This is a genomic window from Leclercia sp. GHBNCSD (assembly GCF_055805075.1).
Genome location: NZ_JBQVYO010000001.1, coordinates 1,678,850 through 1,699,146 on the forward strand (window position 1 = coordinate 1,678,850; position 20,297 = coordinate 1,699,146).

20 protein-coding genes are annotated in these 20,297 nt (G+C 56.9%); 3 read left to right on the forward strand and 17 right to left on the reverse strand.

Annotated elements, in window-relative coordinates:
• The 5 genes from ACT3IC_RS08195 to dnaB form a co-directional block, all read right to left on the reverse strand.
• Positions 1–417, reverse strand: a complete 417-nt coding sequence (locus ACT3IC_RS08195) for a secondary thiamine-phosphate synthase enzyme YjbQ (protein ID WP_473477095.1) — start codon at positions 415–417, stop codon at positions 1–3.
• 114 nt (positions 418–531) lie between these two features.
• Positions 532–1,242: an acid phosphatase AphA gene (gene aphA, locus ACT3IC_RS08200; protein WP_420193182.1), complete on the reverse strand. Its 711-nt coding sequence runs from the start codon at positions 1,240–1,242 to the stop codon at positions 532–534.
• Between the two features lie 194 nt (positions 1,243–1,436).
• Positions 1,437–2,630: an aromatic amino acid transaminase gene (tyrB, locus tag ACT3IC_RS08205; protein ID WP_473477097.1), complete on the reverse strand. Its 1,194-nt coding sequence runs from the start codon at positions 2,628–2,630 to the stop codon at positions 1,437–1,439.
• A gap of 328 nt (positions 2,631–2,958) precedes the next feature.
• The gene (alr, locus tag ACT3IC_RS08210; protein WP_473477100.1) at positions 2,959–4,038 is read right to left on the reverse strand and encodes an alanine racemase; all 1,080 of its coding nucleotides are present in this window, start codon (positions 4,036–4,038) and stop codon (positions 2,959–2,961) included.
• 31 nt (positions 4,039–4,069) lie between these two features.
• A complete protein-coding gene (gene dnaB, locus ACT3IC_RS08215; protein WP_103177851.1) occupies positions 4,070–5,482 on the reverse strand; it encodes a replicative DNA helicase in 1,413 nt (470 codons plus the stop codon).
• Positions 5,483–5,553: 71 nt separating this feature from the next.
• On the opposite strand from dnaB, the gene ACT3IC_RS08220 reads away from it, so the two are divergent.
• A complete protein-coding gene (locus tag ACT3IC_RS08220) occupies positions 5,554–6,537 on the forward strand; it encodes a quinone oxidoreductase (RefSeq protein ID WP_103177850.1) in 984 nt (327 codons plus the stop codon).
• A 187-nt stretch (positions 6,538–6,724) separates the two neighbouring features.
• On the opposite strand, the gene pspG is transcribed toward ACT3IC_RS08220, so the two are convergent.
• From pspG to ACT3IC_RS08240, 4 genes are all read right to left on the reverse strand, one after another.
• The gene (gene pspG, locus ACT3IC_RS08225) at positions 6,725–6,967 is read right to left on the reverse strand and encodes an envelope stress response protein PspG (protein WP_039031939.1); all 243 of its coding nucleotides are present in this window, start codon (positions 6,965–6,967) and stop codon (positions 6,725–6,727) included.
• Positions 6,968–7,108: 141 nt separating this feature from the next.
• Entirely contained in the window at positions 7,109–8,104 is a 996-nt protein-coding gene (gene dusA, locus ACT3IC_RS08230) for a tRNA dihydrouridine(20/20a) synthase DusA (protein WP_103177849.1), read from the reverse strand.
• A gap of 80 nt (positions 8,105–8,184) precedes the next feature.
• Entirely contained in the window at positions 8,185–9,495 is a 1,311-nt protein-coding gene (locus ACT3IC_RS08235) for a conjugal transfer protein TraF (RefSeq protein WP_159340269.1), read from the reverse strand.
• A gap of 164 nt (positions 9,496–9,659) precedes the next feature.
• The gene (locus ACT3IC_RS08240; protein ID WP_180209705.1) at positions 9,660–10,148 is read right to left on the reverse strand and encodes a cupin domain-containing protein; all 489 of its coding nucleotides are present in this window, start codon (positions 10,146–10,148) and stop codon (positions 9,660–9,662) included.
• 112 nt (positions 10,149–10,260) lie between these two features.
• Between ACT3IC_RS08240 and zur the strand changes: the two genes are divergently transcribed.
• Positions 10,261–10,776 carry a zinc uptake transcriptional repressor Zur gene (gene zur, locus ACT3IC_RS08245; protein WP_039031935.1) on the forward strand — a complete coding sequence of 172 codons (516 nt, stop codon included), beginning with the start codon at positions 10,261–10,263 and terminating at the stop codon, positions 10,774–10,776.
• 68 nt (positions 10,777–10,844) lie between these two features.
• Here zur and ACT3IC_RS08250 read toward each other — a convergent pair whose 3' ends face one another.
• From ACT3IC_RS08250 to ACT3IC_RS08265, 4 genes are all read right to left on the reverse strand, one after another.
• Positions 10,845–11,054 carry a CsbD family protein gene (locus ACT3IC_RS08250; protein WP_103177846.1) on the reverse strand — a complete coding sequence of 70 codons (210 nt, stop codon included), beginning with the start codon at positions 11,052–11,054 and terminating at the stop codon, positions 10,845–10,847.
• A 141-nt stretch (positions 11,055–11,195) separates the two neighbouring features.
• Complete coding sequence (dinF, locus tag ACT3IC_RS08255) at positions 11,196–12,515, reverse strand: MATE family efflux transporter DinF (protein ID WP_420193180.1); 1,320 nt, start codon at positions 12,513–12,515, stop codon at positions 11,196–11,198.
• A gap of 63 nt (positions 12,516–12,578) precedes the next feature.
• Positions 12,579–13,187, reverse strand: coding sequence for a transcriptional repressor LexA (lexA, locus tag ACT3IC_RS08260; protein ID WP_103825393.1), 609 nt, complete (start codon positions 13,185–13,187; stop codon positions 12,579–12,581).
• A 109-nt stretch (positions 13,188–13,296) separates the two neighbouring features.
• Complete coding sequence (locus ACT3IC_RS08265) at positions 13,297–13,665, reverse strand: diacylglycerol kinase (RefSeq protein ID WP_103177843.1); 369 nt, start codon at positions 13,663–13,665, stop codon at positions 13,297–13,299.
• 155 nt (positions 13,666–13,820) lie between these two features.
• Here ACT3IC_RS08265 and plsB point away from each other — a divergent pair, with 155 nt between their 5' ends.
• A complete protein-coding gene (plsB, locus tag ACT3IC_RS08270; protein WP_103177842.1) occupies positions 13,821–16,241 on the forward strand; it encodes a glycerol-3-phosphate 1-O-acyltransferase PlsB in 2,421 nt (806 codons plus the stop codon).
• A 93-nt stretch (positions 16,242–16,334) separates the two neighbouring features.
• On the opposite strand, the gene ubiA is transcribed toward plsB, so the two are convergent.
• The 4 genes from ubiA to ACT3IC_RS08290 form a co-directional block, all read right to left on the reverse strand.
• Positions 16,335–17,204, reverse strand: coding sequence for a 4-hydroxybenzoate octaprenyltransferase (gene ubiA / locus ACT3IC_RS08275; RefSeq protein WP_159340271.1), 870 nt, complete (start codon positions 17,202–17,204; stop codon positions 16,335–16,337).
• Positions 17,205–17,216: 12 nt separating this feature from the next.
• Positions 17,217–17,714: a chorismate lyase gene (gene ubiC / locus ACT3IC_RS08280; RefSeq protein ID WP_156653720.1), complete on the reverse strand. Its 498-nt coding sequence runs from the start codon at positions 17,712–17,714 to the stop codon at positions 17,217–17,219.
• 182 nt (positions 17,715–17,896) lie between these two features.
• Positions 17,897–18,859 (reverse strand): maltose operon protein MalM, encoded by a 963-nt coding sequence (gene malM, locus ACT3IC_RS08285; protein WP_159340272.1) that lies wholly within the window; start codon positions 18,857–18,859, stop codon positions 17,897–17,899.
• A 113-nt stretch (positions 18,860–18,972) separates the two neighbouring features.
• A complete protein-coding gene (locus tag ACT3IC_RS08290) occupies positions 18,973–20,280 on the reverse strand; it encodes a maltoporin (protein WP_103181013.1) in 1,308 nt (435 codons plus the stop codon).
• Positions 20,281–20,297 lie beyond the last annotated feature (17 nt).

Here is a 20,297-nt window from a genome sequence, read left to right on the forward strand (position 1 = left end):
TTATTCCCCTTGTAGCGTGGCGATGATTTTGCGCGAACCGCCGTGGATACGATGTTCTCCCAGCCAGATCCCCTGCCAGGTACCCAGCTGCAGACGGCCATGATTGACCGGCAGCAGTAAAGAGACGCCTAGCGTGGAGGATTTAATATGGGAAGGCATGTCGTCTGGCCCCTCGTCATCGTGTTCCCAGCGGGCATTATCGGGAATGGATTTGAGAAAATGCTGCTCCATATCGGAACGGACGGTGGGATTGCAGTTCTCGTTAAGAGTGAGAGAGGCTGACGTGTGTTGCAGCAACAGATGAAGTAAACCCACGTTGATGCGGGGAAGATCGCGAATCTGACCGATGACCTCATCCGTCACCAGGTGAAAACCGCGAGACCTGGCGCGCAGGGTCAGGGTTTGCTGATACCACATGTGCTGCTCCGTTTTACAGGTTGATCCCTCTAAGTGTGCAGCAATACGACGAAAGGTAAAACCCGCAGCAGGTAAATCTGCTTAAAAAGTGTTCTTTCCTGCGCCAAAAGAGACTCAATATTCTGAGTTAACGATCACCTCTTCCCCAAAGTCTCCCGCCTGAGGCAGCGGTTTTTGGGTGGAGTTCGACGCCCGCAAAACCCGAATCCCCCTGGCACCCGCTTCACGCGCCGCGTTGATGTCGCTATCCGCGTCGCCGTAGTAAATCTTAATCTGTTTCTGGGCAATGCACGGCGTTTTGGTCCTCTCCCCCTTTCCGCCAATAAAAATCACCGGATTCATAGATACGGCGGGTATCAGAAAGGCGTCCTGCAAGGTTTTCGTGACCGTTTCGGTTTTAGTGAAATGACGCCCGGTAATAAACCAGATGTTGTCGCCGCGCTTCAGGTGCATGGCGATCAGCGCCCGCGCCACCTCTTTGGGAATGCTGAACGCATCCCAGCCGTTATTCATCTGCTCCCAGAATGCCGGATTTTTCAGGTACTCATCGCTCTCCGGAGACCAGGTTTTTTTACCCCGCCAGAAACCAGGGCTGGAAAACAGGACGGTGTCATCAATATCAAACCCCACCGACATGGGTGGACGCCCGAGCAGACTTTTTTCAATTTGCGCGACGGAAACCCAGTGGACGGGCGCCTGCTCAGCCAATCTGGCGGCGGTTGTGCCCGGATATAACGGTGGAGGTGAAGAGGGGCGAGCCACGGCTGGGTTGCTGAGCGAGAGCAATAAGCAGGCAGCGCTGAGCGCCAGTATGATCTTGCGCATTTTTTACCCAGAATATTCAGATTGTTGTTTTATTTTTGAGCGGATGGTCAAAAGCCCCATCGAAAATAACCGCAGCGGGAGGGGAAGGAAAGGAGAATTTCTCTCTCTGTCGCAATAGAAAGAGGGATATCACAAAGCGCGGCTGTACTTCTTAACGACCCCCTTCGCTAAAGAAGGAGGTCGTGAGTAAGTGCTTACATTACAGCGGCAAAGGCCTTCGCCACACGCTGAACGTTGCCGCTATTCAGGCCTGCAACGCACATGCGTCCACTGGCAATCAGATAGACGCCGAACTCGTCGCGCAGGCGGTCCACCTGCTGTGCGCTGAGGCCGGTATAGCTGAACATGCCGCGCTGCTGTAGCAGGTAGTCGAAGTTGTGCCCCGGAACGGCATCCTTCAGCACATCCACCAGCGTCTGACGCATGGCGAGAATGCGGGTACGCATCGCTTCCACCTCTGCCAGCCACTCGGCTTTGAGTTCGTCATCGCCGAGCACGGTCGCCACCACCTGCGCCCCGAAGTTTGGTGGGCTGGAGTAGATACGACGCACGGTCGCCTTCAGCTGGCCCAGCACGCGCCCGGCGGCGTCCTGATCTTCGCAGACCACAGACAGACCGCCGACACGTTCGCCATACAGCGAGAAGATTTTGGAGAAGGAGTTGCTGACCAGCGCCGGCAGACCTGCGCTGGCAATGGCGCGGATGGCGTAAGCATCCTCTTCCATCCCGGCGCCAAAGCCCTGGTAGGCGATGTCGAGGAACGGGATCAGGTTGCGGGCTTTCAGCACCTCGATAACCGCATCCCACTGCGCATTCGTCAGATCGGCACCGGTCGGGTTATGGCAGCACGGATGCAGCAGCACGATGCTGCGTTCCGGCAGGGTGCTCAGTTTTTCCAGCAAGGCGCCAACGCGTACGCCGTTAGTCTGGTCGTCGAACCACGGATAGGTATTCACCGTGAAGCCCGCGCCTTCAAAGATGGCGACATGATTTTCCCAGGTCGGATCGCTCACCCAGACACCCGACTCCGGAAAATATTTGTGCAGGAAGTCGGCGCCGACCTTCAGCGCGCCTGACCCGCCCAGCGTCTGGATGGTTGCAACACGCTTCTGTGCCAGCACCGGATGGTCTGCGCCAAACAGCAGTGGGGCGATGGTGTGACGGTAGCTGTTGAGTCCTTCCATCGGCAGATAGAGCGACGCACCGTGTGGCGTGACGTTCAGACGCGCTTCGGCTTTGGCAACGGCCTGCAGCTGCGGGATGATGCCCGCTTCGTTGTAGTAAAGACCGATACTGAGGTTAACTTTATCGCCACGCGGATCGTCTTTGAAACGCTCCATTAAGGAGAGGATAGGGTCGCCAGCATAGGCGTCGACTTTCTGGAACACGCGATGGTTCTCCGGATAATAATGAGGCAGGGAATTCAACAATAAACCGGAAGTGGAAGAAGATCGAGAGGATGTTAATGAAGATGGGGTATGGTCGACACGTTGCGTGGCACTTCATAAAAAACGGGCACAGTCGGCTTCTTCAACCTGAGGATGAGGGGGAACCTGCGACTCAGGTGGTGGTTCCGTTCACCTTACGTTCCTTGCTTCTCTGATACATCTGAACCGGTGAACGTGCCAGGGTGGCTCCATCGCCACCACCCTGGCGACCCGGGCTACCGACAAGAAAATTACTGGCGCTCTCTCATCCCTACAAGCAAAGTCACGCTCAATCCAGGTACCGCATCGCCAGGCGCGACGTCAGTCGCGTGATAAGTTCGTAAGCACTTACTTTCGTGATTTCCGCGATCCGTTCCACGGGCAAACCTTCACCCCACAGCGTCACCGGATCGCCCGCTTTCTCCAGGGCCTCTGGCCCGAGGTCGACGCAGATCATATCCATCGCCACACGGCCAACGATGGTCACTTCCCGGCCATTCACCAGCACTGGCGTCCCGGATGGCGCCGCGCGCGGATAGCCGTCGCCGTAGCCCATCGCCACCACGCCTAAACGGGTGTCGCGCTCGCTGATCCAGGTCCCGCCGTAGCCGACCGGCTCCCCGGCTTTGTGCTCACGCACCGCAATCAGGCTGGAGGTGAGCGACATTACCGGCTGAAAACCGAGGTCCGGCCCCCAGGGCTTACCCTCCAGCGGCGAGACGCCGTACAGGATTATGCCTGGACGTGCCCAGTCGAAATGAGACTGCGGCCAGAGCAAAATACCGCCGGATGCCGCAATCGAGCGCATGCCCGGCTTGCCTTCGCAGAAGGTGTTGAAGATATCGAGCTGCTGCTCGGTGGCACCACACTCAGGCTCATCGGCGCGGGCAAAATGGCTGACGATATTGACCGGCTGACGTACATTCCTGCACTGGCTTAAGCGCTGGTAAAACGCCTCCGCCTGCTCCGGACGCACGCCCAGACGGTGCATGCCGGTGTCGAGCTTCATCCAAACGGTGACGGGCTCGCTGAGCACCGTGTTTTCCAGCGCTTCGAGCTGCTCAAGATTGTGTACGGCGGTATGCAGCCGTTGCGTGGTGATAGTCGGGAGATCGGCGGCGTTAAAGAAGCCTTCGAGCAGCAGAATCGGCTGGGTGATCCCCCCTTCGCGCAGACGCAGGGCTTCTTCGAGACGGGCGACGCCAAAGGCGTCGGCATCAGGGAGCGTTCGCGCGGTCTCAATAAGACCGTGTCCGTAAGCGTTCGCTTTCACGACTGCAACGAGCTTGCTGGCGGGCACCAGTTCACGCAGGCGTTGCAGGTTGTGTCGCAGAGCGCGGCGGTTAATGACAACTGTTGCCGCTTGCATTGCAAATCCTTGTTAAAAGAAGGTCGGAGAGTTATTCGTCATCGTATTGCGGGCCAGCATAGTTGTCGAAACGCGACCACTGGCCGTTAAAGGTAAGCCGCACCGTACCGATGGGGCCGTTACGCTGCTTACCGATAATAATTTCCGCGATCCCTTTCAGGTCGCTGTTCTCGTGATAAACCTCGTCACGATAGATGAACATGATTAAGTCAGCATCCTGCTCGATAGAGCCGGATTCACGCAGGTCGGAGTTAACCGGACGTTTGTCGGCACGCTGTTCCAGGGAGCGGTTAAGCTGCGACAGCGCAACCACTGGCACCTGCAACTCTTTCGCCAGCGCTTTCAGCGAGCGGGAGATTTCGGCGATCTCAAGCGTTCGGTTATCAGAGAGCGACGGGACGCGCATCAGCTGGAGGTAGTCGATCATGATCAGGCCAATGCCGCCGTGCTCGCGGGCGATACGGCGCGCACGGGAGCGCACTTCCGTTGGCGTCAGGCCGGAGGAGTCATCAATATAGATATTACGTTTTTCCAGCAGAATACCCATGGTGCCGGAGATCCGCGCCCAGTCCTCATCGTCCAGCTGACCGGTACGAATCCGGGTCTGGTCCACGCGGGACAGCGAGGCCAGAGAACGCATCATGATCTGCTCGGAGGGCATCTCCAGACTGAAGATTAAAACCGGTTTATCCTGCAACATCGCCGCGTTTTCGACGAGGTTCATCGCAAAGGTCGTCTTACCCATCGACGGACGGGCGGCGACGATAATCAGATCCGACGGCTGCAAACCGGCGGTCTTTTTATTCAGATCGTCATAACCCGTGTTAACGCCCGTCACCCCATCGTGCGGCTGCTGGAACAGCTGCTCAATACGCGACACGGTGGCATCAAGCACGTCGGCGATGTTCTTCGGCCCTTCGTCTTTATTGGCCCGGCTTTCGGCAATTTTAAAGACCCGGGATTCGGCCAGGTCGAGCAGTTCATCACTGTTACGCCCCTGCGGATCGAAACCAGCTTCGGCGATTTCGTTGGCAACGGAAATCATGTCACGTACCACCGCACGTTCACGCACGATGTCCGCATAGGCGCTGATGTTCGCCGCGCTTGGGGTGTTTTTTGACAGTTCAGCCAGATAAGCGAAGCCGCCTACCGACTCCAGCTGCCCCTGACGCTCCAGCGATTCCGCGAGCGTGATCAGGTCGATAGGGCTGCCTGACTCCTGCAAACGCGCCATTTCGGTAAAGATATGGCGGTGCGGGCGGGTGTAGAAATCGTCAGTGACCACGCGCTCGGCGACATCGTCCCAGCGTTCGTTATCCAGCATTAAACCGCCCAACACCGACTGTTCCGCTTCGATCGAGTGAGGCGGGACCTTTAATCCGGCTAACTGGGGATCGCGTTCCCGGGGTTCAGTCTGTTTGTTGAAGGGTTTGTTTCCTGCCATAGTGAATGGAGTTACCGAGATAGAGAGTGGGTCGAAAGATTACCATATTTTCTAATTCTAATGGAGGGAGCATGGCAACGCGTATTGAATTTCATAAACACGGCGGCCCGGACGTTCTCAGGGCGGTAGAGTTCACTCCCACCGCGCCTGGGGAGAACGAAGTCCAGGTCGAAAACAAAGCCATTGGTATTAACTACATCGACACCTACATCCGCAGCGGGCTCTATCCGCCCCCTGCTCTGCCGAGCGGTCTGGGTACCGAGGCGGCGGGCGTGGTGGTGAAAGTCGGTAGTGCGGTAAAACATATTAAAGAGGGCGATCGCGTGGTGTATGCGCAATCGGCTCTCGGTGCCTACAGCTCGGTCCATAACGTCCCGGCAGATAAAGCAGCGATTCTGCCCGGCGCCATCTCCTATGAGCAGGCAGCCGCCTCCTTCCTGAAGGGGCTGACGGTCTTCTACCTGTTGCGTAAAACCTACGAAATCAAACCTGACGAACAGTTTCTGTTCCACGCTGCCGCCGGCGGTGTGGGCCTGATCGCCTGCCAGTGGGCAAAAGCGCTGGGGGCTAAACTCATCGGCACGGTGGGTAATGCGCAAAAGGCGCAGCGCGCGCTACAGGCGGGTGCCTGGCAGGTGATTAACTACCGTGAAGAGAGCATTGTTGAGCGGGTGAAAGAGATCACCGGCGGCAAGAAGGTGCGTGTGGTGTATGACTCGGTGGGGAAAGATACCTGGGAAGCTTCGCTGGACTGCCTGCAACGTCGCGGTCTGATGGTTAGCTTCGGCAATGCTTCCGGCCCGGTGACCGGCGTTAACCTCGGCATTCTTAACCAGAAGGGGTCGCTGTTTGCCACCCGTCCTTCGCTGCAGGGCTATATCACCAACCATGACGAACTGGTCGAGGCCAGCAACGAACTGTTCTCGTTGATTGCCAGCGGGGTCATTAAGGTGGATGTGGCCGAGGCGCAGAAGTATCCGCTGAGTGATGCGCAACGCGCGCATGAAGCGCTGGAGAGCCGGGCGACGCAGGGATCGAGTTTGCTTATCCCTTGATAAAAAATTGGGCTTCCCTTGGGAAGCCCTTTCTTGCTTTGCTTTTTTTTAGTTCGGCTGTATGTAGGGTACAGCACGATGAATTCTTTAACGGCGGTCATAGTGACAGATTCGATAACTAAATCCTATTCTGTTCTAAGTGATGATGCCGTAAAAGTTGCAAGGATGTGACGAACCGCTCAATACCTTAGTAACGAAAACGGTTATTGCGCTGATAGCGTGGAAGTTTTGGCGATTTAATCGCCCGTATTGCCCACACCACCGCCACGGCTAACAGCAACCACGGCAACAGTTTCAACATCAGGGCAAACAGTCCCCCGATAAACATCACCACTGTCGCAACCACCAGTGCGGCGATGATCCCCAGCAACGAGACGCCGGTTGCCAGCAGCATGACAAAAAATCCAATCACAAAAAGTAGTTCCAGCATGGCTCTCTCCCAAATGCATCACAACGATACGCTGATGTGATAGTTACAAGATCCGTGCCAAAAATAACCTCTTGATAATGAAACCAAACGCCCGGCAATGCGGTGCCGGGCGTGGTGAATTTGACGAAGTATTGGTGAAAATTATCGTTTGTCTGCCACCAGACGCAGCGCCTGCTCCAGCACCTCGATATCGGCACCCGCTTTATGGGCGTTTTCACTCAGGTAACGGCGCCACTGGCGCGCCCCCGGAATACCCTGGAACAGCCCCAGCATATGACGGGTGATGTGGCCCAGATAGGTGCCGTTGCTCAGCTCGCGCTCAATGTAAGGGTACATCGCCCGCACCACCGCCACCGGGTCACGATCGGCAACGTCCACACCAAAGATTTCGCGATCTACCGCCGCCAGCACGCCCGGGTTCTGGTACGCCTCACGGCCCACCATAACGCCGTCCATATGCTGCAGATGCCCTTTCGCCTCTTCAAGGGACTTGATGCCGCCGTTAATGGACATGGTCAGCTGAGGGAAATCGCGCTTTAGCTGATACACGCGCGGGTAATCCAGCGGCGGGATCTCACGGTTCTCTTTCGGGCTCAGGCCAGAGAGCCAGGCTTTGCGGGCATGGATGATAAACATCTCGCACTCCCCCTTGCCAGCCACCGTACCGATGAAATCACAGAGAAATTCGTAGCTATCCTGATCGTCGATGCCGATGCGGGTTTTTACCGTCACCGGAATGGAGACCACGTCGCGCATCGCTTTCACGCAGTCGGCCACCAGCTGCGCATTACCCATCAGGCAGGCGCCAAACATGCCGTTCTGCACGCGATCGGAAGGGCAGCCGACGTTGAGGTTAATCTCGTCGTAGCCACGCGCCTCAGCCAGCTTCGCGCAGTGCGCCAGCGCCGCCGGATCGCTGCCGCCCAGCTGCAACGCCACCGGATGCTCCTCTTCGCTGTAGGCGAGATAGTCACCCTTGCCGTGAATGATCGCCCCGGTGGTCACCATCTCGGTATAGAGCAGGGTGTGGCGCGACAGCAGACGCAGGAAGTAGCGGCAATGTCTGTCTGTCCAGTCGAGCATCGGCGCGATGGAAAAACGGTGGGCAGGATAGCGGGACGAGTTTTCTGACGACATGGCGAAGTTTTAAGCATCTGGTGAAAATGGGGCGCTACTATAGCACATATTCGCCGGAGGCCGAGCGCCTCCGGATGCCTTCAGAAGGTCAGGCTCAACTGGGCCCCGGCCCCCCAGGTTTCATCTTCCCCGTAAATACCGGTCAAATCGATATGCACGGTATTAAACGGCGCAAAGCCTAACCCGCCCGTGAAGACGTTGCTGTCGGTGCCCCTCACGTCACCGCGAAAGCCTGCGCGTACCGCCAGCCAGCTCAGAGGGGTCACTTCTGCCCCCACGCCGACATACTGCGCGTTTTCTTCACTCTTAAAGCCGCGGGTTTCGGTCAGATCGCCATCGGCGCTGAGGGTAAGCAGGCCGGTATGCCAGGCGACACCCGCCGTTACCAGGGGGCGGATCTGGTATGTGTCCTGATAGCTCACCACCTGCCCGGTACGCCCGTTGAGAATGCGGATGTCATTGGTATCAATATCACGTGATAAGAGGTTCTGCCCGCTCAGGCCCACCGTCCAGTTCTCACCAAAGTCCACCGCCACGCCGACATCGACGTTAAAACTGGTATCGTCGTTACGGTAGCGGCTGCTGTTAAAGTCGCCGCTGTCGTAGGTATAAATGGAGGTGGTGTAGTTATAGAGCCAGGTTTGCTGCAGTTTCGGCGTGACGCCCACCGAAACCGGCAGGTCGCTTACCGTAAACTGACGGGCAATCGCCACGCCATAATCGGAGACGATGGCCCCTCTGCCCATGGCAACAGAGTTAAGATTGCGGGTAATCACGTCGCTGCCGTTGCGCGCCGCGCTCAGCGCCATCTGGTTGGTCATTCCCGGGCTACCCTGCAATCGGCGTAAAAAATCGATGTCCTGAGGATCGATTTCTGAGCTGACGCGGGCATGGGCATTAGCTTTGGCGACAAACGCCAGCGACAGGCCGGAACCCGGGATGCTCACGGCTATCCCGCCGCCGGCGTTGGCATGCGCCGTTTTGCCATCAAGAAATTCCAGCTGATCGGCAAGGCTGCCGGCGGCTCTCTGCAGCTCACTAAGCGTGCCTTGCGGATCGGCGGCGATCTGCGCCACGGTCAGATCGTCGATCATCTGCCGATCGTCGGTGATCTCATCGCTGATTTCATCGATCTTATCCTGCAAATTGTCTTTATCGCTAATTTGCGCTCCCACGGAGGGGAAAATGATGGCGACGTCATCCTCTTCTTTTGATTTTGCCAACAGCGCCGGGTTAATTAACACCCCGCTGCCATAATGGGCCGATGCAACGCCTGTTCCGCCCATTGCATCGCCGCGTGCTTCCGTCCAGGTATTTGCGGCTCCAGCCTGATGAGACAAAAGAATACCGGTGGCAATTCCCGCCACAGAAAGTTTGAGTTTTATTTTCACAGGACACCTGACTTATTTTGGGTAAATTAACCCCGGCGGCTATACGCCGCGCAGGGAAATACGTCCTCTGTGAAAAAAGTATTAGAAGCTAAATATGTCTTAAACTTTAGTATTAGATAAGCTATTGATTTCCTTATGGCTTTAAATAGGTATAGAACAAGAATTTATTTTCGCCCGGGTTTTCCATCATGCGGACCAAAAAATTGTGGCGGGTGATCGATCCAGCGATCTTCACGGGTGGCGGCATATACTGCATTTAGCGGATAATAAATTCGGTTATATTTTTTATTGGCTTCGCCCACCACTAATAACCGCACTTCTTCAGTGGTGTTATTAATAAAGGTGTGGCAAACCCCCGTCCCGGCCGGAAATCCTACGCTGTCCCCCGGCTCCAGCTTCCATAAATACCCGTTGATCCAGGCTTCGGGATAACCCTCCAGCACAAAGATAAACTCCTCTTCATCGCTTTCGGCATGTGGATAGGAGGTACGACGCCCAGGCGGCAGGCGTTCATGGTGAATACCGAGGCGGCCTAAGCCAAGCGCTCGAGCCAGGGGCGCGCCAATGGAGAAACGCTCTGTGCTATCGGGATAGGTTGAATTGTCGGCCCCTTCTACCTCACGCCAGTGTCGAATACAGTCCGGTCTTTTCATCTTTTGGTCCCCCGTGGTTTTTCGTCAGGGTAGCACACCTGCTGGATCTCGGCGTTTAGGCCAGAACATGGTAAACTGGCGGTTTGTTATTCCACGTTATTCGAGGTGCAAAATGGAAACGACCACAATGCAGGCACTGTTAGCGCAAGCCGAAAAGCTCTGTGCGCAACGCAATGTGCGCCTGACTCCGCAGCGCCTTGAAGTGTTGCGCCTGCTGAGCCTGCAAAACGGGGCCATCAGCGCTTACGACCTGCTCGATCTGCTGCGCGAAAGCGAGCCGCAGGCGAAGCCCCCTACCGTATACCGGGCGCTCGATTTTCTGCTTGAGCAGGGTTTTGTGCATAAAGTGGAATCGACCAACAGCTATGTGCTGTGCCACCTTTTCGATCAGCCTACCCACACCTCAGCGATGTTTATTTGCGATCGCTGCGGCAGCGTGAAGGAAGAAGGCGCGGAAGGGGTGGAAGACATCATGCATACTCTGGCGGCGAAGATGGGATTTGCCCTGCGTCACAACGTGATTGAAGCGCACGGTCTGTGCCGCAACTGCGTAGAAGTCGAGGCCTGCCGCCATCAGGAAAATTGCCAGCATGACCACTCTATCCAGTTGAAAAAGAAGCCGCGTTGAGCACAAAAAAAGGGGCGACCTGAAGGTCGCCCTGGGCGTACATCCGTGTACCTGCGGGTAGAGCTGAATTACCAGCGATAGTTGTTACGGGTTTCCCAGTCACCAACTTCTTTCTCCGCCTGGTCTTTCTCATAACCATAGCGTTCCTGAATTTTCCCCACCAGCTGGTCACGTTTACCTTCGATAACGGTCATGTCATCGTCAGTCAGGTCGCCCCACTGTTCTTTTACTTTACCTTTGATCTGCTTCCAGTTACCGCCGACTTGGTCTTTATTCATCATCGATTCCTCTTCGCTCGGTCGTTAAGGATAAGTTCGTCCTGAAATAGATTTCGTGCTGGACGTGATAATAATTATAGATAAGCGTGCGGCGTTGGGTTTGTTATTCGGAATCTTTTACCATTCAGTAAGGTGAAGCCGTTATTGAAACCAGGTGCCGTTGCGCCAGTGCCGGCGCCAGATCCAGCCCAGAGAGAGCCCCCGCAGCGCCAGGAAAACGCTCAGGGCCAGCCACAGGCCGTGATTACCCAGCCAGGGCAAGGTGAACAGCGTCAGACCAAACCCGGCGGCCGCGACGGCCATACTGTTGCGCATCTCTGCGCCACGGGTTGCGCCGATAAACATGCCGTCGAGCAAATAGCACCAGACCCCCACCACCGGCAAAATCACCTGCCAGACAAGATAATGGCTCGCCAGCGCGCGCAGCTCTGGCAGCGAAGTCAGCAGCGCCACGATCGGGTTACCCGCCAGGGCATAGACAAGCGCGAAGGCCAGCGCCACCATGCCAGACTGACGGCAGGCTGCCCGCCATACTTCGCGCAGCTGGCCGCTTTCCCGGGCGCCATAGGCCTGCCCGGAGTGCGCTTCAACCGCATAGGCAAAACCATCCAGCGCGTAGGCGGTAAAGGTGAGGAGCGTCATCAGCACGGCGTTAACGGCGATAATCTCCGGCCCCAAACGCGCGCCCAGCACCGTCAGCGCGCCGAAACAGAGTTGCAGCAGCAGCGAGCGCAGCATAATGTCCCGGTTCAGGGCCAGCAGCTTGCGGATATTGCCGCGCCAGCTCGCTTTCAGCAGCGCCAGGGAAATGCCGCGCAGAGCCAGCACCCGCCAGACCATCCACAAGCCGAGCAACAGGGTGGCGTATTCGGCGGCAGCAGTCGCCAGGGCGGCCCCCTGCACGTTCATTTTCAGCCCGATCACCAGCCATAGATCCAGCACGATATTGAGCAGATTACCCACCACCAGCAGGATCACCGGTGCCCGGGCATACTGCACCCCCAGCAGCCAGCCGAGCAGCACCAGATTAGCCAGCGATGCCGGGGCGCTGAGCCAGCGGATCTCAAGGAAGCGCCGCGCCTGATGCAGGACATCCTCGCTGCCACCCACGATATGTAGCGCCAGATCGATAAGCGGTGTGCGCAGCAGCACAATCAGCAGACCGGCGCCGAGCGCGAGGATCAGCGGCTGCACCAGCGCCCGGGCCAGACGCAGCGGATCTTTCGCGCCATAGGCCTGAGCGGTGAGACCGGTGGTGCTCATACGCAAAAAGAGCAGCAGCATAAACAGGAAACTGGTTGCCGTGGCGCCGATGGCGACACCGCCCAGATAGACCGGAGAGTCGAGATGGCCGATAACGGCGGTATCCACCAGCCCCAGCAGCGGGACGCTGATATTGGAGACGATCATCGGGAGGGCAAGACGCCACAACGCCTTGTCTGAAGCAGTCAGCAGAGACATGTGTATGACCGGGAGAAAAAAGAAAAGCAGACTGCGGGGTTGCCGCAGTCTGTCAGAAAGAGGTTATAACCATTCACCGTTGCGGATGACGCCTACCGCCAGCCCTTCGATGGAAAAGTTATGTTCACGCAGATCGACAACAATCGGGGAAAACTCGCTGTTTTCCGGCAGCAGCTGTACCGTGTTGCCCTGTTTTTTCAGACGCTTAACGGTCACTTCATCATCTATGCGCGCCACAACGACCTGGCCGTTGCGCACATCCTGCGTTTTATGTACCGCCAGCAGATCGCCGTCGAGAATGCCGATATCCTTCATGGACATCCCGCTGACGCGCAGCAAGAAGTCCGCGCTCGGTTTGAACATGCCCGGATCGACCTGATAGTGGCCTTCAATATGCTGTTGCGCCAGCAGCGGTTCCCCGGCGGCGACACGACCGACAAGCGGAAGGCCCTCTTCTGCTTCAACGAGCAGACGAATACCACGAGACGCGCCGGAGACAATCTCAAGCACACCCTTACGCGCCAGGGCTTTAAGGTGCTCTTCAGCGGCGTTTGGAGAACGGAAGCCCAGACGCTGCGCGATTTCTGCACGCGTCGGCGGCATACCCGTCTGGCCGATATGATCCCGAATGAGATCAAACACCTCTTGCTGCCTGGTCGTTAACGCTTTCATTCCGCCCCCTGGGTGTATATACAGTTATGCTGTGAGTATATACAGCTAAAGGCGATTTTGGAACCACAAACCGCATAAAAAACCAGAGACTTGTTCGGTTTCTGAAGGCTTATCGCAAATGCCCCCAAAGCAGCGTGACCCAGGTAAACAGAGCAACGATAATCGCCATCAGCACAGCGGCAGAGCCCATATCTTTCGCCCGGCCCGAAAGCTCATGGAAGTCGCTGCCAATGCGGTCGACCACCGCCTCGATCGCACTGTTCAGAATTTCGACTATCATCACCAACATTACCGATCCAATCAGGAGTACGCGGGTGATGGGATCAACATCCAGCCAGCAGGCAATAATAATCGCCGCGATGACTGCTACCCCCTCCTGGCGAAAAGCGGCTTCATTGATCCAGGCAGCACGAATGCCTTTCCAGGAATAGCCGGCAGCTTTAATGATTCGGGTTAACCCAGTGGTATTGTTGGCCATTAAAAGAAACCTTTCTTCGAAAATAGCGTCAGAAACGGTGGCTTAAGCGCGCTGCGCTGCCGCCGGAAGTATGACGGGTAACAACAGAAATTTTGCGCGCTTTCTGTTATCCTTGCGCCGCAATTGCATTTTTAACCAGAGGCTTTACATCGTTTATGTCTGGCTGGCCACGAATTTACTACAAATTACTTAATTTACCATTAAGCGTCCTGGTAAAAAGCAAGTCTATTCCGGCGGTTCCCACGCTGGAATTGGGACTCGATACCTCGCGTCCTATTATGTACGTTTTGCCTTACAACTCGAAGGCCGACTTGCTGACGCTCCGCGCCCAATGCCTGGCGCACGATCTCCCGGATCCGCTGGAGCCGCTGGAGATCGACGGCACCCAACTGCCACGCTACATCTTTATCCACGGCGGACCTCGCGTATTCACCTGGTACACGCCGAAAGAAGAGTCCATTAAGCTGTTCCATGATTACCTCGACCTGCACCGCAGCAACCCGCTGCTGGATGTGCAGATGGTGCCGGTATCGGTGATGTTTGGCCGTCGTCCGGGGCGCGATAAAGGCGAAGAGAATCCGCCGTTGCGCATGCTCAACGGGGTGCAGAAGTTTTTCGCCGTCAACTGGCTGGGCCGCGACAGCTTTGTCCGTTTTTCACCTTCCGTCTCCCTGCGCCGCATGGCCGATGAGCACGGCACGGATAAAACCATCGCCCAGAAGCTGGCCCGCGTGGCGCGTATGCACTTTGCCCGCCAGCGTCTTGCCGCGGTAGGCCCGCGCCTGCCTGCTCGCCAGGATCTGTTCAATAAGCTGCTGGCGTCGAAAGCCATTGCCCGTGCCGTCGAAGACGAAGCGCGCAGCAAAAAGATCTCCCATGAGAAGGCGCAGCAAAACGCCATCGCCCTGATGGAAGAGATTGCCGCCAACTTCTCCTACGAGATGATCCGCCTCAGCGACCGTATCCTGAGCTTTACCTGGAACCGTCTCTATCAGGGGATTAACGTGCACAACGCCGAGCGTGTGCGCCAGCTGGCCCATGACGGCCATGAAATTGTCTACGTCCCCTGCCACCGCAGCCACATGGACTACCTGCTGCTCTCGTACGTGCTCTATCACCAGGGGCTGGTGCCACCGCACATTGCGGCGGGCATTAACCTCAACTTCTGGCCGGCAGGGCCGATCTTCCGCCGTCTGGGTGCGTTCTTTATTCGCCGTACCTTTAAAGGCAACAAGCTCTACTCCACCGTCTTCCGTGAATATCTGGGCGAGCTGTTCAGCCGCGGCTATTCCGTCGAGTACTTTGTGGAGGGTGGCCGTTCCCGTACCGGGCGTTTGCTCGATCCGAAGACCGGCACCCTGTCGATGACTATCCAGGCGATGCTGCGCGGCGGTACGCGTCCTATCACCCTGGTGCCGATCTACATCGGTTACGAGCACGTGATGGAAGTGGGCACCTACGCCAAAGAGCTGCGCGGCGCCACCAAAGAGAAAGAGAGCCTGCTGCAGATGCTGCGTGGTTTGAGCAAGCTGCGTAACCTCGGCCAGGGGTATGTTAACTTCGGCGAGCCGATGCCGCTGATGACCTACCTCAACCACCGTGTACCGGAGTGGCGTGAGTCCATCGATCCGATCGAAGCGGTGCGTCCGGCCTGGCTGACGCCGACGGTGAACGCCATTGCTGCCGATCTGATGGTGCGCATTAACAACGCCGGGGCGGCGAACGCTATGAACCTGTGCTGTACCGCCCTGCTTGCCTCACGCCAGCGCTCGCTCACCCGCGAGCAGTTGACCGAGCAGATCGACTGCTACCTGAACCTGATGCGCAACGTGCCCTACGCCGCCGATGCCACGGTGCCGACGGCCAGCGCCAGCGAGCTCATCGATCACGCATTGCAGATGAACAAGTTCGAGGTCGAGAAAGACACGATCGGCGATATCATCATTCTGCCGCGCGAGCAGGCGGTGCTGATGACCTACTACCGCAATAACATCGCGCATATGCTGATGCTGCCTTCGCTGATGGCCGCCATCGTGACCCAGCATCGCCAGATCAGCCGTCAGGCGCTGCTGGAGCATGTCACCGCTCTCTACCCGATGCTGAAAGCCGAGTTGTTCCTGCGCTGGAACAGCGACGAGCTGGCAGAGGTGCTGGATAAGCATACTGAAGAGCTGGTCCGCCAGGGGCTGATGACGCAGAAAGAGGACGTTCTGGTGATCAACCCGTCCCGCTCACGCACGCTACAGCTGCTGGCGGCGGGTGCGCGCGAGACTGTGCAGCGCTACGCCATCACCTTCTGGCTGCTGAGCGCCAACCCGTCGATCAACCGCGGTACGCTGGAGAAAGAGAGCCGTACTCTGGCCCAGCGTCTGTCGATGCTGCACGGTATCAACGCGCCGGAGTTCTTCGACAAAGCGGTCTTCAGTTCGCTGGTATTGACGCTACGTGATGAGGGTTATATCAGTGACAGCGGTGATGCCGAGCCGGAAGAGACGATGAAGGTTTACCAGATGCTGGCAGAGCTGATCACCTCTGACGTGCGCTTAACGATTGAGAGCGCGACGCAGGGAGAATAGTGCGTAAAAAAGCCGGGTGGCGCTAACGCTTACCCGGCCTACATATTCTGCCAAATCGTAGGCCGGGTAAGGCGAAGCCACCACCCGGCTTTTTTATGCCCAATAGCTAATCGCTAACCCGACAAACAACACCAGACCAACGTAGTTATTGTTCAGAAACGCTTTAAAACAGGCCTCGCGTTCGCGGTTGGCAATGAGCTTTTGCTGGTAGATAAAGAGCACACCCGCCGCCGCAACCGCCCCGTAAAATGCCCCGTTCAGCTGGTTCAGGTAACCAATTGCCATCATCAGTGCCAACACCGCGACCTGCAAAATCCCAATGATCAGCTTGTCCTGACGACCAAACAGAATGGCCGTCGATTTAATGCCAATCTTCAGATCATCGTCGCGGTCAACCATCGCGTACTGGGTATCGTAGGCCACCGCCCAGAGGATATTGGCCAGGAACATCAGCCAGCAGCTCAGCGGCACACTTTCGCTGACGGCGGCAAAGGCCATGGGGATCGACCAGCCAAAGGCGGCGCCCAGCACCACCTGGGGCAGATGGGTATAGCGCTTCATAAACGGGTAGACCCAGGCCAGGGCCAGCGCTGCCACGGAGAGCAGGATGGTCATGGTGTTGAGGGTCAACACCAGCAGGAACGAGAGCAGGACCAGCACCACAAACAGCGTCCGCGCCTCTTTCTCCGTGACATCACCGCTCGGCAGCGGACGATTCGCGGTGCGTTTCACGTGGCCGTCAAATTTGCGATCGGCATAATCGTTAACCACACAGCCCGCGGCTCGCATCAGCCAGACACCCGCCACAAATACCGCCAGGATCCACAGCGGCGGCAGCCCGGGGGTTGCAACCCACAGCGCCCACAGGGTCGGCCACAGCAGCAGTAGCGCACCGATCGGCTTATCCGTTCGCATCAGGCGGTGGTACGCCAGCAGCTTGTTCTGCGTCAGACTCCACTCCATTTTCTCTTCCTCTTAGTACAACGGTGACGCCGGTAAAAACAGCTCGGTCAGCATTAAGGGTTTTCCACTTAAGCGCAAGCGGGAACGGCGTCCCCATAATCCGGCATCGCGTCCAATTTCAATAAAATCGCGGGTCAGCTCGGAGGAGGTGAACAGATAGCGTCCCAGCGGGGTTTTGCCCATCTGCTGCAGCGCCATCTCCGGCCCGGTAAGGGTGGACTCTGGCACCACCGTGCGTCCGGCCAGCCACGGCTCGCCGTCGGCACAGAGCAGGATCTCCCGCAGCCAGTAGCGCGCCTCTTTCGGCAATAATGGCAGCTCATCCGCCACCGCGTCAGGCGTGACGAATCCCTCCTGAATGAGGGTAACGGTGACGTTCTTGCCCTGCTGCTCAAAACGTTTAGTCATGGAATCTTCCAGCAGCAGCCAGTCGAGCTGCTCCGGTTCCAGCGCAGGGATTTCGTCAAAATAACGCAGCGCACGCAGGAGCAAAAGCGCGGGGTGTGACATGCCAGTCTCTCCGATACATAACGTAAAGCTATTGTATCGCAGAAACGCCTACTGGGGGCGGGCAAACGTGAGTTAGCGAACATTATCGCAACAGAGATGCAACAGCGGTGTAAATCACAAAAAAAAGTGCGCCCACAGGGGCGCACCAAACTACTGACAAAATCAGCATTGTGGGGAGACGGTCACCCCTTGCCTTTTACACTGCTGATAAAGGTGGAACGGGCAGTGGTCGAGCCTAAACGCTCTGCTTCATCCAGCAGTTTCAGCGCTTTATCGACATCACCTTTTGCGACTGCCTGCTTAATGGCCTGATTAAAATAGGCTTCGGTATCGGTCAGTACCGGCTCGCTCTTCTTCGCCGGGGCCGGGGCAACGGCTGGCGCGGCAGCCGGAGCCGCAGCAGGTGCAACCGCTGGCGCAGCATAGACCGGTGCCGCGGTATTGCCTACGGTGACCGGGCCAGGACCGGAGGAGCCAAACAGCGGACCGACCAGCACGCTGGAGGTGCTGTTAGTGGAGACTTTCAGCTTCAGCTGGCCATCCGTCACATGACGGGCAATCGGGTCCGGAATATCCGGTACGGCGTTGCCGGTGCCTTTGGCATAGGCTTTCGCCGGATCGATCAGTTTGGTGGTTTGCTGCAGATCTTTGTCGGTGGTAAAGACCAGGACGTACAGTTTCTGCTGACCCAGGGCTGGCGTCAGGCGCATGACCCCTTCCAGACGATCGGCGCTCATTACGCCCGGCTCCTGGTAGGTGAAGTATTCGCTTGGGAAGTAGGCAGACGGCGTCAGGTTCTGATCCAGAATCAGCACGTTCGGTGCAAATACGCTGGTCTGTTTCTCCACCACGCTTGTCAGCGTCAGGGTGATTTCGCCGATATTAGCCGGCACACTGTACGCCGCCACCGGGCCGGCGATCCCCGCCACGTTTAAGGTCTGGCCGCCGGTAGAAAGTTGGGTGGTCTGGGTTTTGGACTGATCGACAGGCGTCCAGACCAGCTGTTGCAGCGCGGCTGCCGGAACCGCAGGCGCAGCGCTGGTGTTTTGTGGGACGAAATTGACGTTCGCAAGCGTGATGGCAGGAGCTCCTGCCAGCAGACCTGCGGAGAGGCACAGCGCGACGAGACTTTTTTTCATTTTCATTATGTTTACCTCAGATTGCGTTAGCACTGCGGTGGCCAGGCAATAGCGCGCAGCACCCTATGAAGAGAGGGGCTTGCGCCCCTCTTTTAGGTCAATACATCAGGTGTTACGACTTACCACCAGATCTCCATCTGGGCACCGAAGGTCCACTCATCGTTGTCGCCACGGCTGAAGGTTTTCGCGGAGGTGTCGTTGTACGCTACGCCAGAGGTGTAGCCTGCATCGCCATTGTTCGCGTAACCCCATTTCTCATCCCACTTGGCGTAGGTTGCGAAGACGCGGATAGCCGGACGGGACCAGATGCTGTCGCCAGCCTGCCACTGTTGGGCCAGGGTGATTTTGTACTGGCTGTTGGTGTCGTCAGTTTTCTGAGATTTGACGTTGTCGTAGCCCACTTCCAGCAAGGTGGACATGATTGGCGTCCATTTGAACATCGGACGAACACCGACGGTCCACCACTCGGTACCGTTGTTATTGTCCAGGTCGATGTTCTGGTACATACCGACGTACATCAGATCCCACTGGTCAGCCAGGGTGACAGCACCGTGGTCAAGAACGCGGATCATGGAGCCGTCGTTGTTCAGGCTCGCACCCTGCGGAATACCTTTACCGTTAGAAGTCATGGAGTCTGTTGCGTACTGAACAACAAACTTGTTAAAGCCTTTCAGCATGCTCTGAGTATGTTCAGCGGTGAACATCCAGCCATCTTTAGAGGCGCCAGGCTGCAGGTAGTAGTCGTCAGGAATGTTGGTGTGACCGTAGTCAACGCCCAGCTCCAGCGTACCGCCTGGGTTGATTTCCATACCGGCTAAACGAACGTCAAAGACATCGTTTGGTACGATATTGTCGTAAATACGGTCGCCATTTGCATCGAAGTCGGCAAATGCAGAAGAGCCGCCGGACTCAGAAGAACGGGTCGCTGCCAGAGAGAGTTTACCGAAGCCCAGATCGATGTTTTCGATACCTGCACCAGGACCGGAGATATCCCAGTAGTAGAAGTCGATCATGTGAACGTCATGACGCTGATAGAAGCGCTTACCGGCCCAGATAGTGGAACCTGGCAGCCATTCAATCAGGTTTTTACCCTGCACGTTAGCTTCGCGGAAGGCCGGGCTGGTTGATTCCCAGTCGTTCTGCTGAGAAACAGAGTAGGCTACGTTGGTGTCGAAGTAGAAGCTCTTGTCGCCCTCTTTCCACACTTCCTGACCCAGTTTCAGTTCGGCATAGGTTTCACATTCGTTACCAAGACGGTATTTGCTCTGTGCACCTGTTGCCTGGAAACACTGTTGTTCGCCACCACTCCCGGTCCAGCCAATGCCAGAACGAGCATAACCTTTGAAGTCTACAGCGCCGGCCTGGGCAGACAGGATGCCTGCCGCAATGGCGAGTGCCAGAGGGACTTTGCGCAGAGTAATCATTATTCTATCTCCTGAGATCA

Excerpts from the sequence above, each read along its gene's own strand:
- ACT3IC_RS08250 (WP_103177846.1), bottom strand. The coding sequence starts at position 11,054 with ATGAATAAAGACCAAGTCGGCGGTAACTGGAAGCAGATCAAAGGTAAA.
- plsB (WP_103177842.1), top strand. The coding sequence starts at position 13,821 with ATGTCTGGCTGGCCACGAATTTACTACAAATTACTTAATTTACCATTA.
- ACT3IC_RS08195 (WP_473477095.1), bottom strand. The coding sequence starts at position 417 with ATGTGGTATCAGCAAACCCTGACCCTGCGCGCCAGGTCTCGCGGTTTT.
- ACT3IC_RS08265 (WP_103177843.1), bottom strand. The coding sequence starts at position 13,665 with ATGGCCAACAATACCACTGGGTTAACCCGAATCATTAAAGCTGCCGGC.
- aphA (WP_420193182.1), bottom strand. The coding sequence starts at position 1,242 with ATGCGCAAGATCATACTGGCGCTCAGCGCTGCCTGCTTATTGCTCTCG.
- dnaB (WP_103177851.1), bottom strand. The coding sequence starts at position 5,482 with ATGGCAGGAAACAAACCCTTCAACAAACAGACTGAACCCCGGGAACGC.
- ubiC (WP_156653720.1), bottom strand. The coding sequence starts at position 17,714 with ATGTCACACCCCGCGCTTTTGCTCCTGCGTGCGCTGCGTTATTTTGAC.
- pspG (WP_039031939.1), bottom strand. The coding sequence starts at position 6,967 with ATGCTGGAACTACTTTTTGTGATTGGATTTTTTGTCATGCTGCTGGCA.
- dinF (WP_420193180.1), bottom strand. The coding sequence starts at position 12,515 with ATGTCTCTGCTGACTGCTTCAGACAAGGCGTTGTGGCGTCTTGCCCTC.
- dusA (WP_103177849.1), bottom strand. The coding sequence starts at position 8,104 with ATGTCGTCAGAAAACTCGTCCCGCTATCCTGCCCACCGTTTTTCCATC.
- lexA (WP_103825393.1), bottom strand. The coding sequence starts at position 13,187 with ATGAAAGCGTTAACGACCAGGCAGCAAGAGGTGTTTGATCTCATTCGG.
- ACT3IC_RS08220 (WP_103177850.1), top strand. The coding sequence starts at position 5,554 with ATGGCAACGCGTATTGAATTTCATAAACACGGCGGCCCGGACGTTCTC.
- ubiA (WP_159340271.1), bottom strand. The coding sequence starts at position 17,204 with ATGGAGTGGAGTCTGACGCAGAACAAGCTGCTGGCGTACCACCGCCTG.
- malM (WP_159340272.1), bottom strand. The coding sequence starts at position 18,859 with ATGAAAATGAAAAAAAGTCTCGTCGCGCTGTGCCTCTCCGCAGGTCTG.
- zur (WP_039031935.1), top strand. The coding sequence starts at position 10,261 with ATGGAAACGACCACAATGCAGGCACTGTTAGCGCAAGCCGAAAAGCTC.
- alr (WP_473477100.1), bottom strand. The coding sequence starts at position 4,038 with ATGCAAGCGGCAACAGTTGTCATTAACCGCCGCGCTCTGCGACACAAC.
- ACT3IC_RS08240 (WP_180209705.1), bottom strand. The coding sequence starts at position 10,148 with ATGAAAAGACCGGACTGTATTCGACACTGGCGTGAGGTAGAAGGGGCC.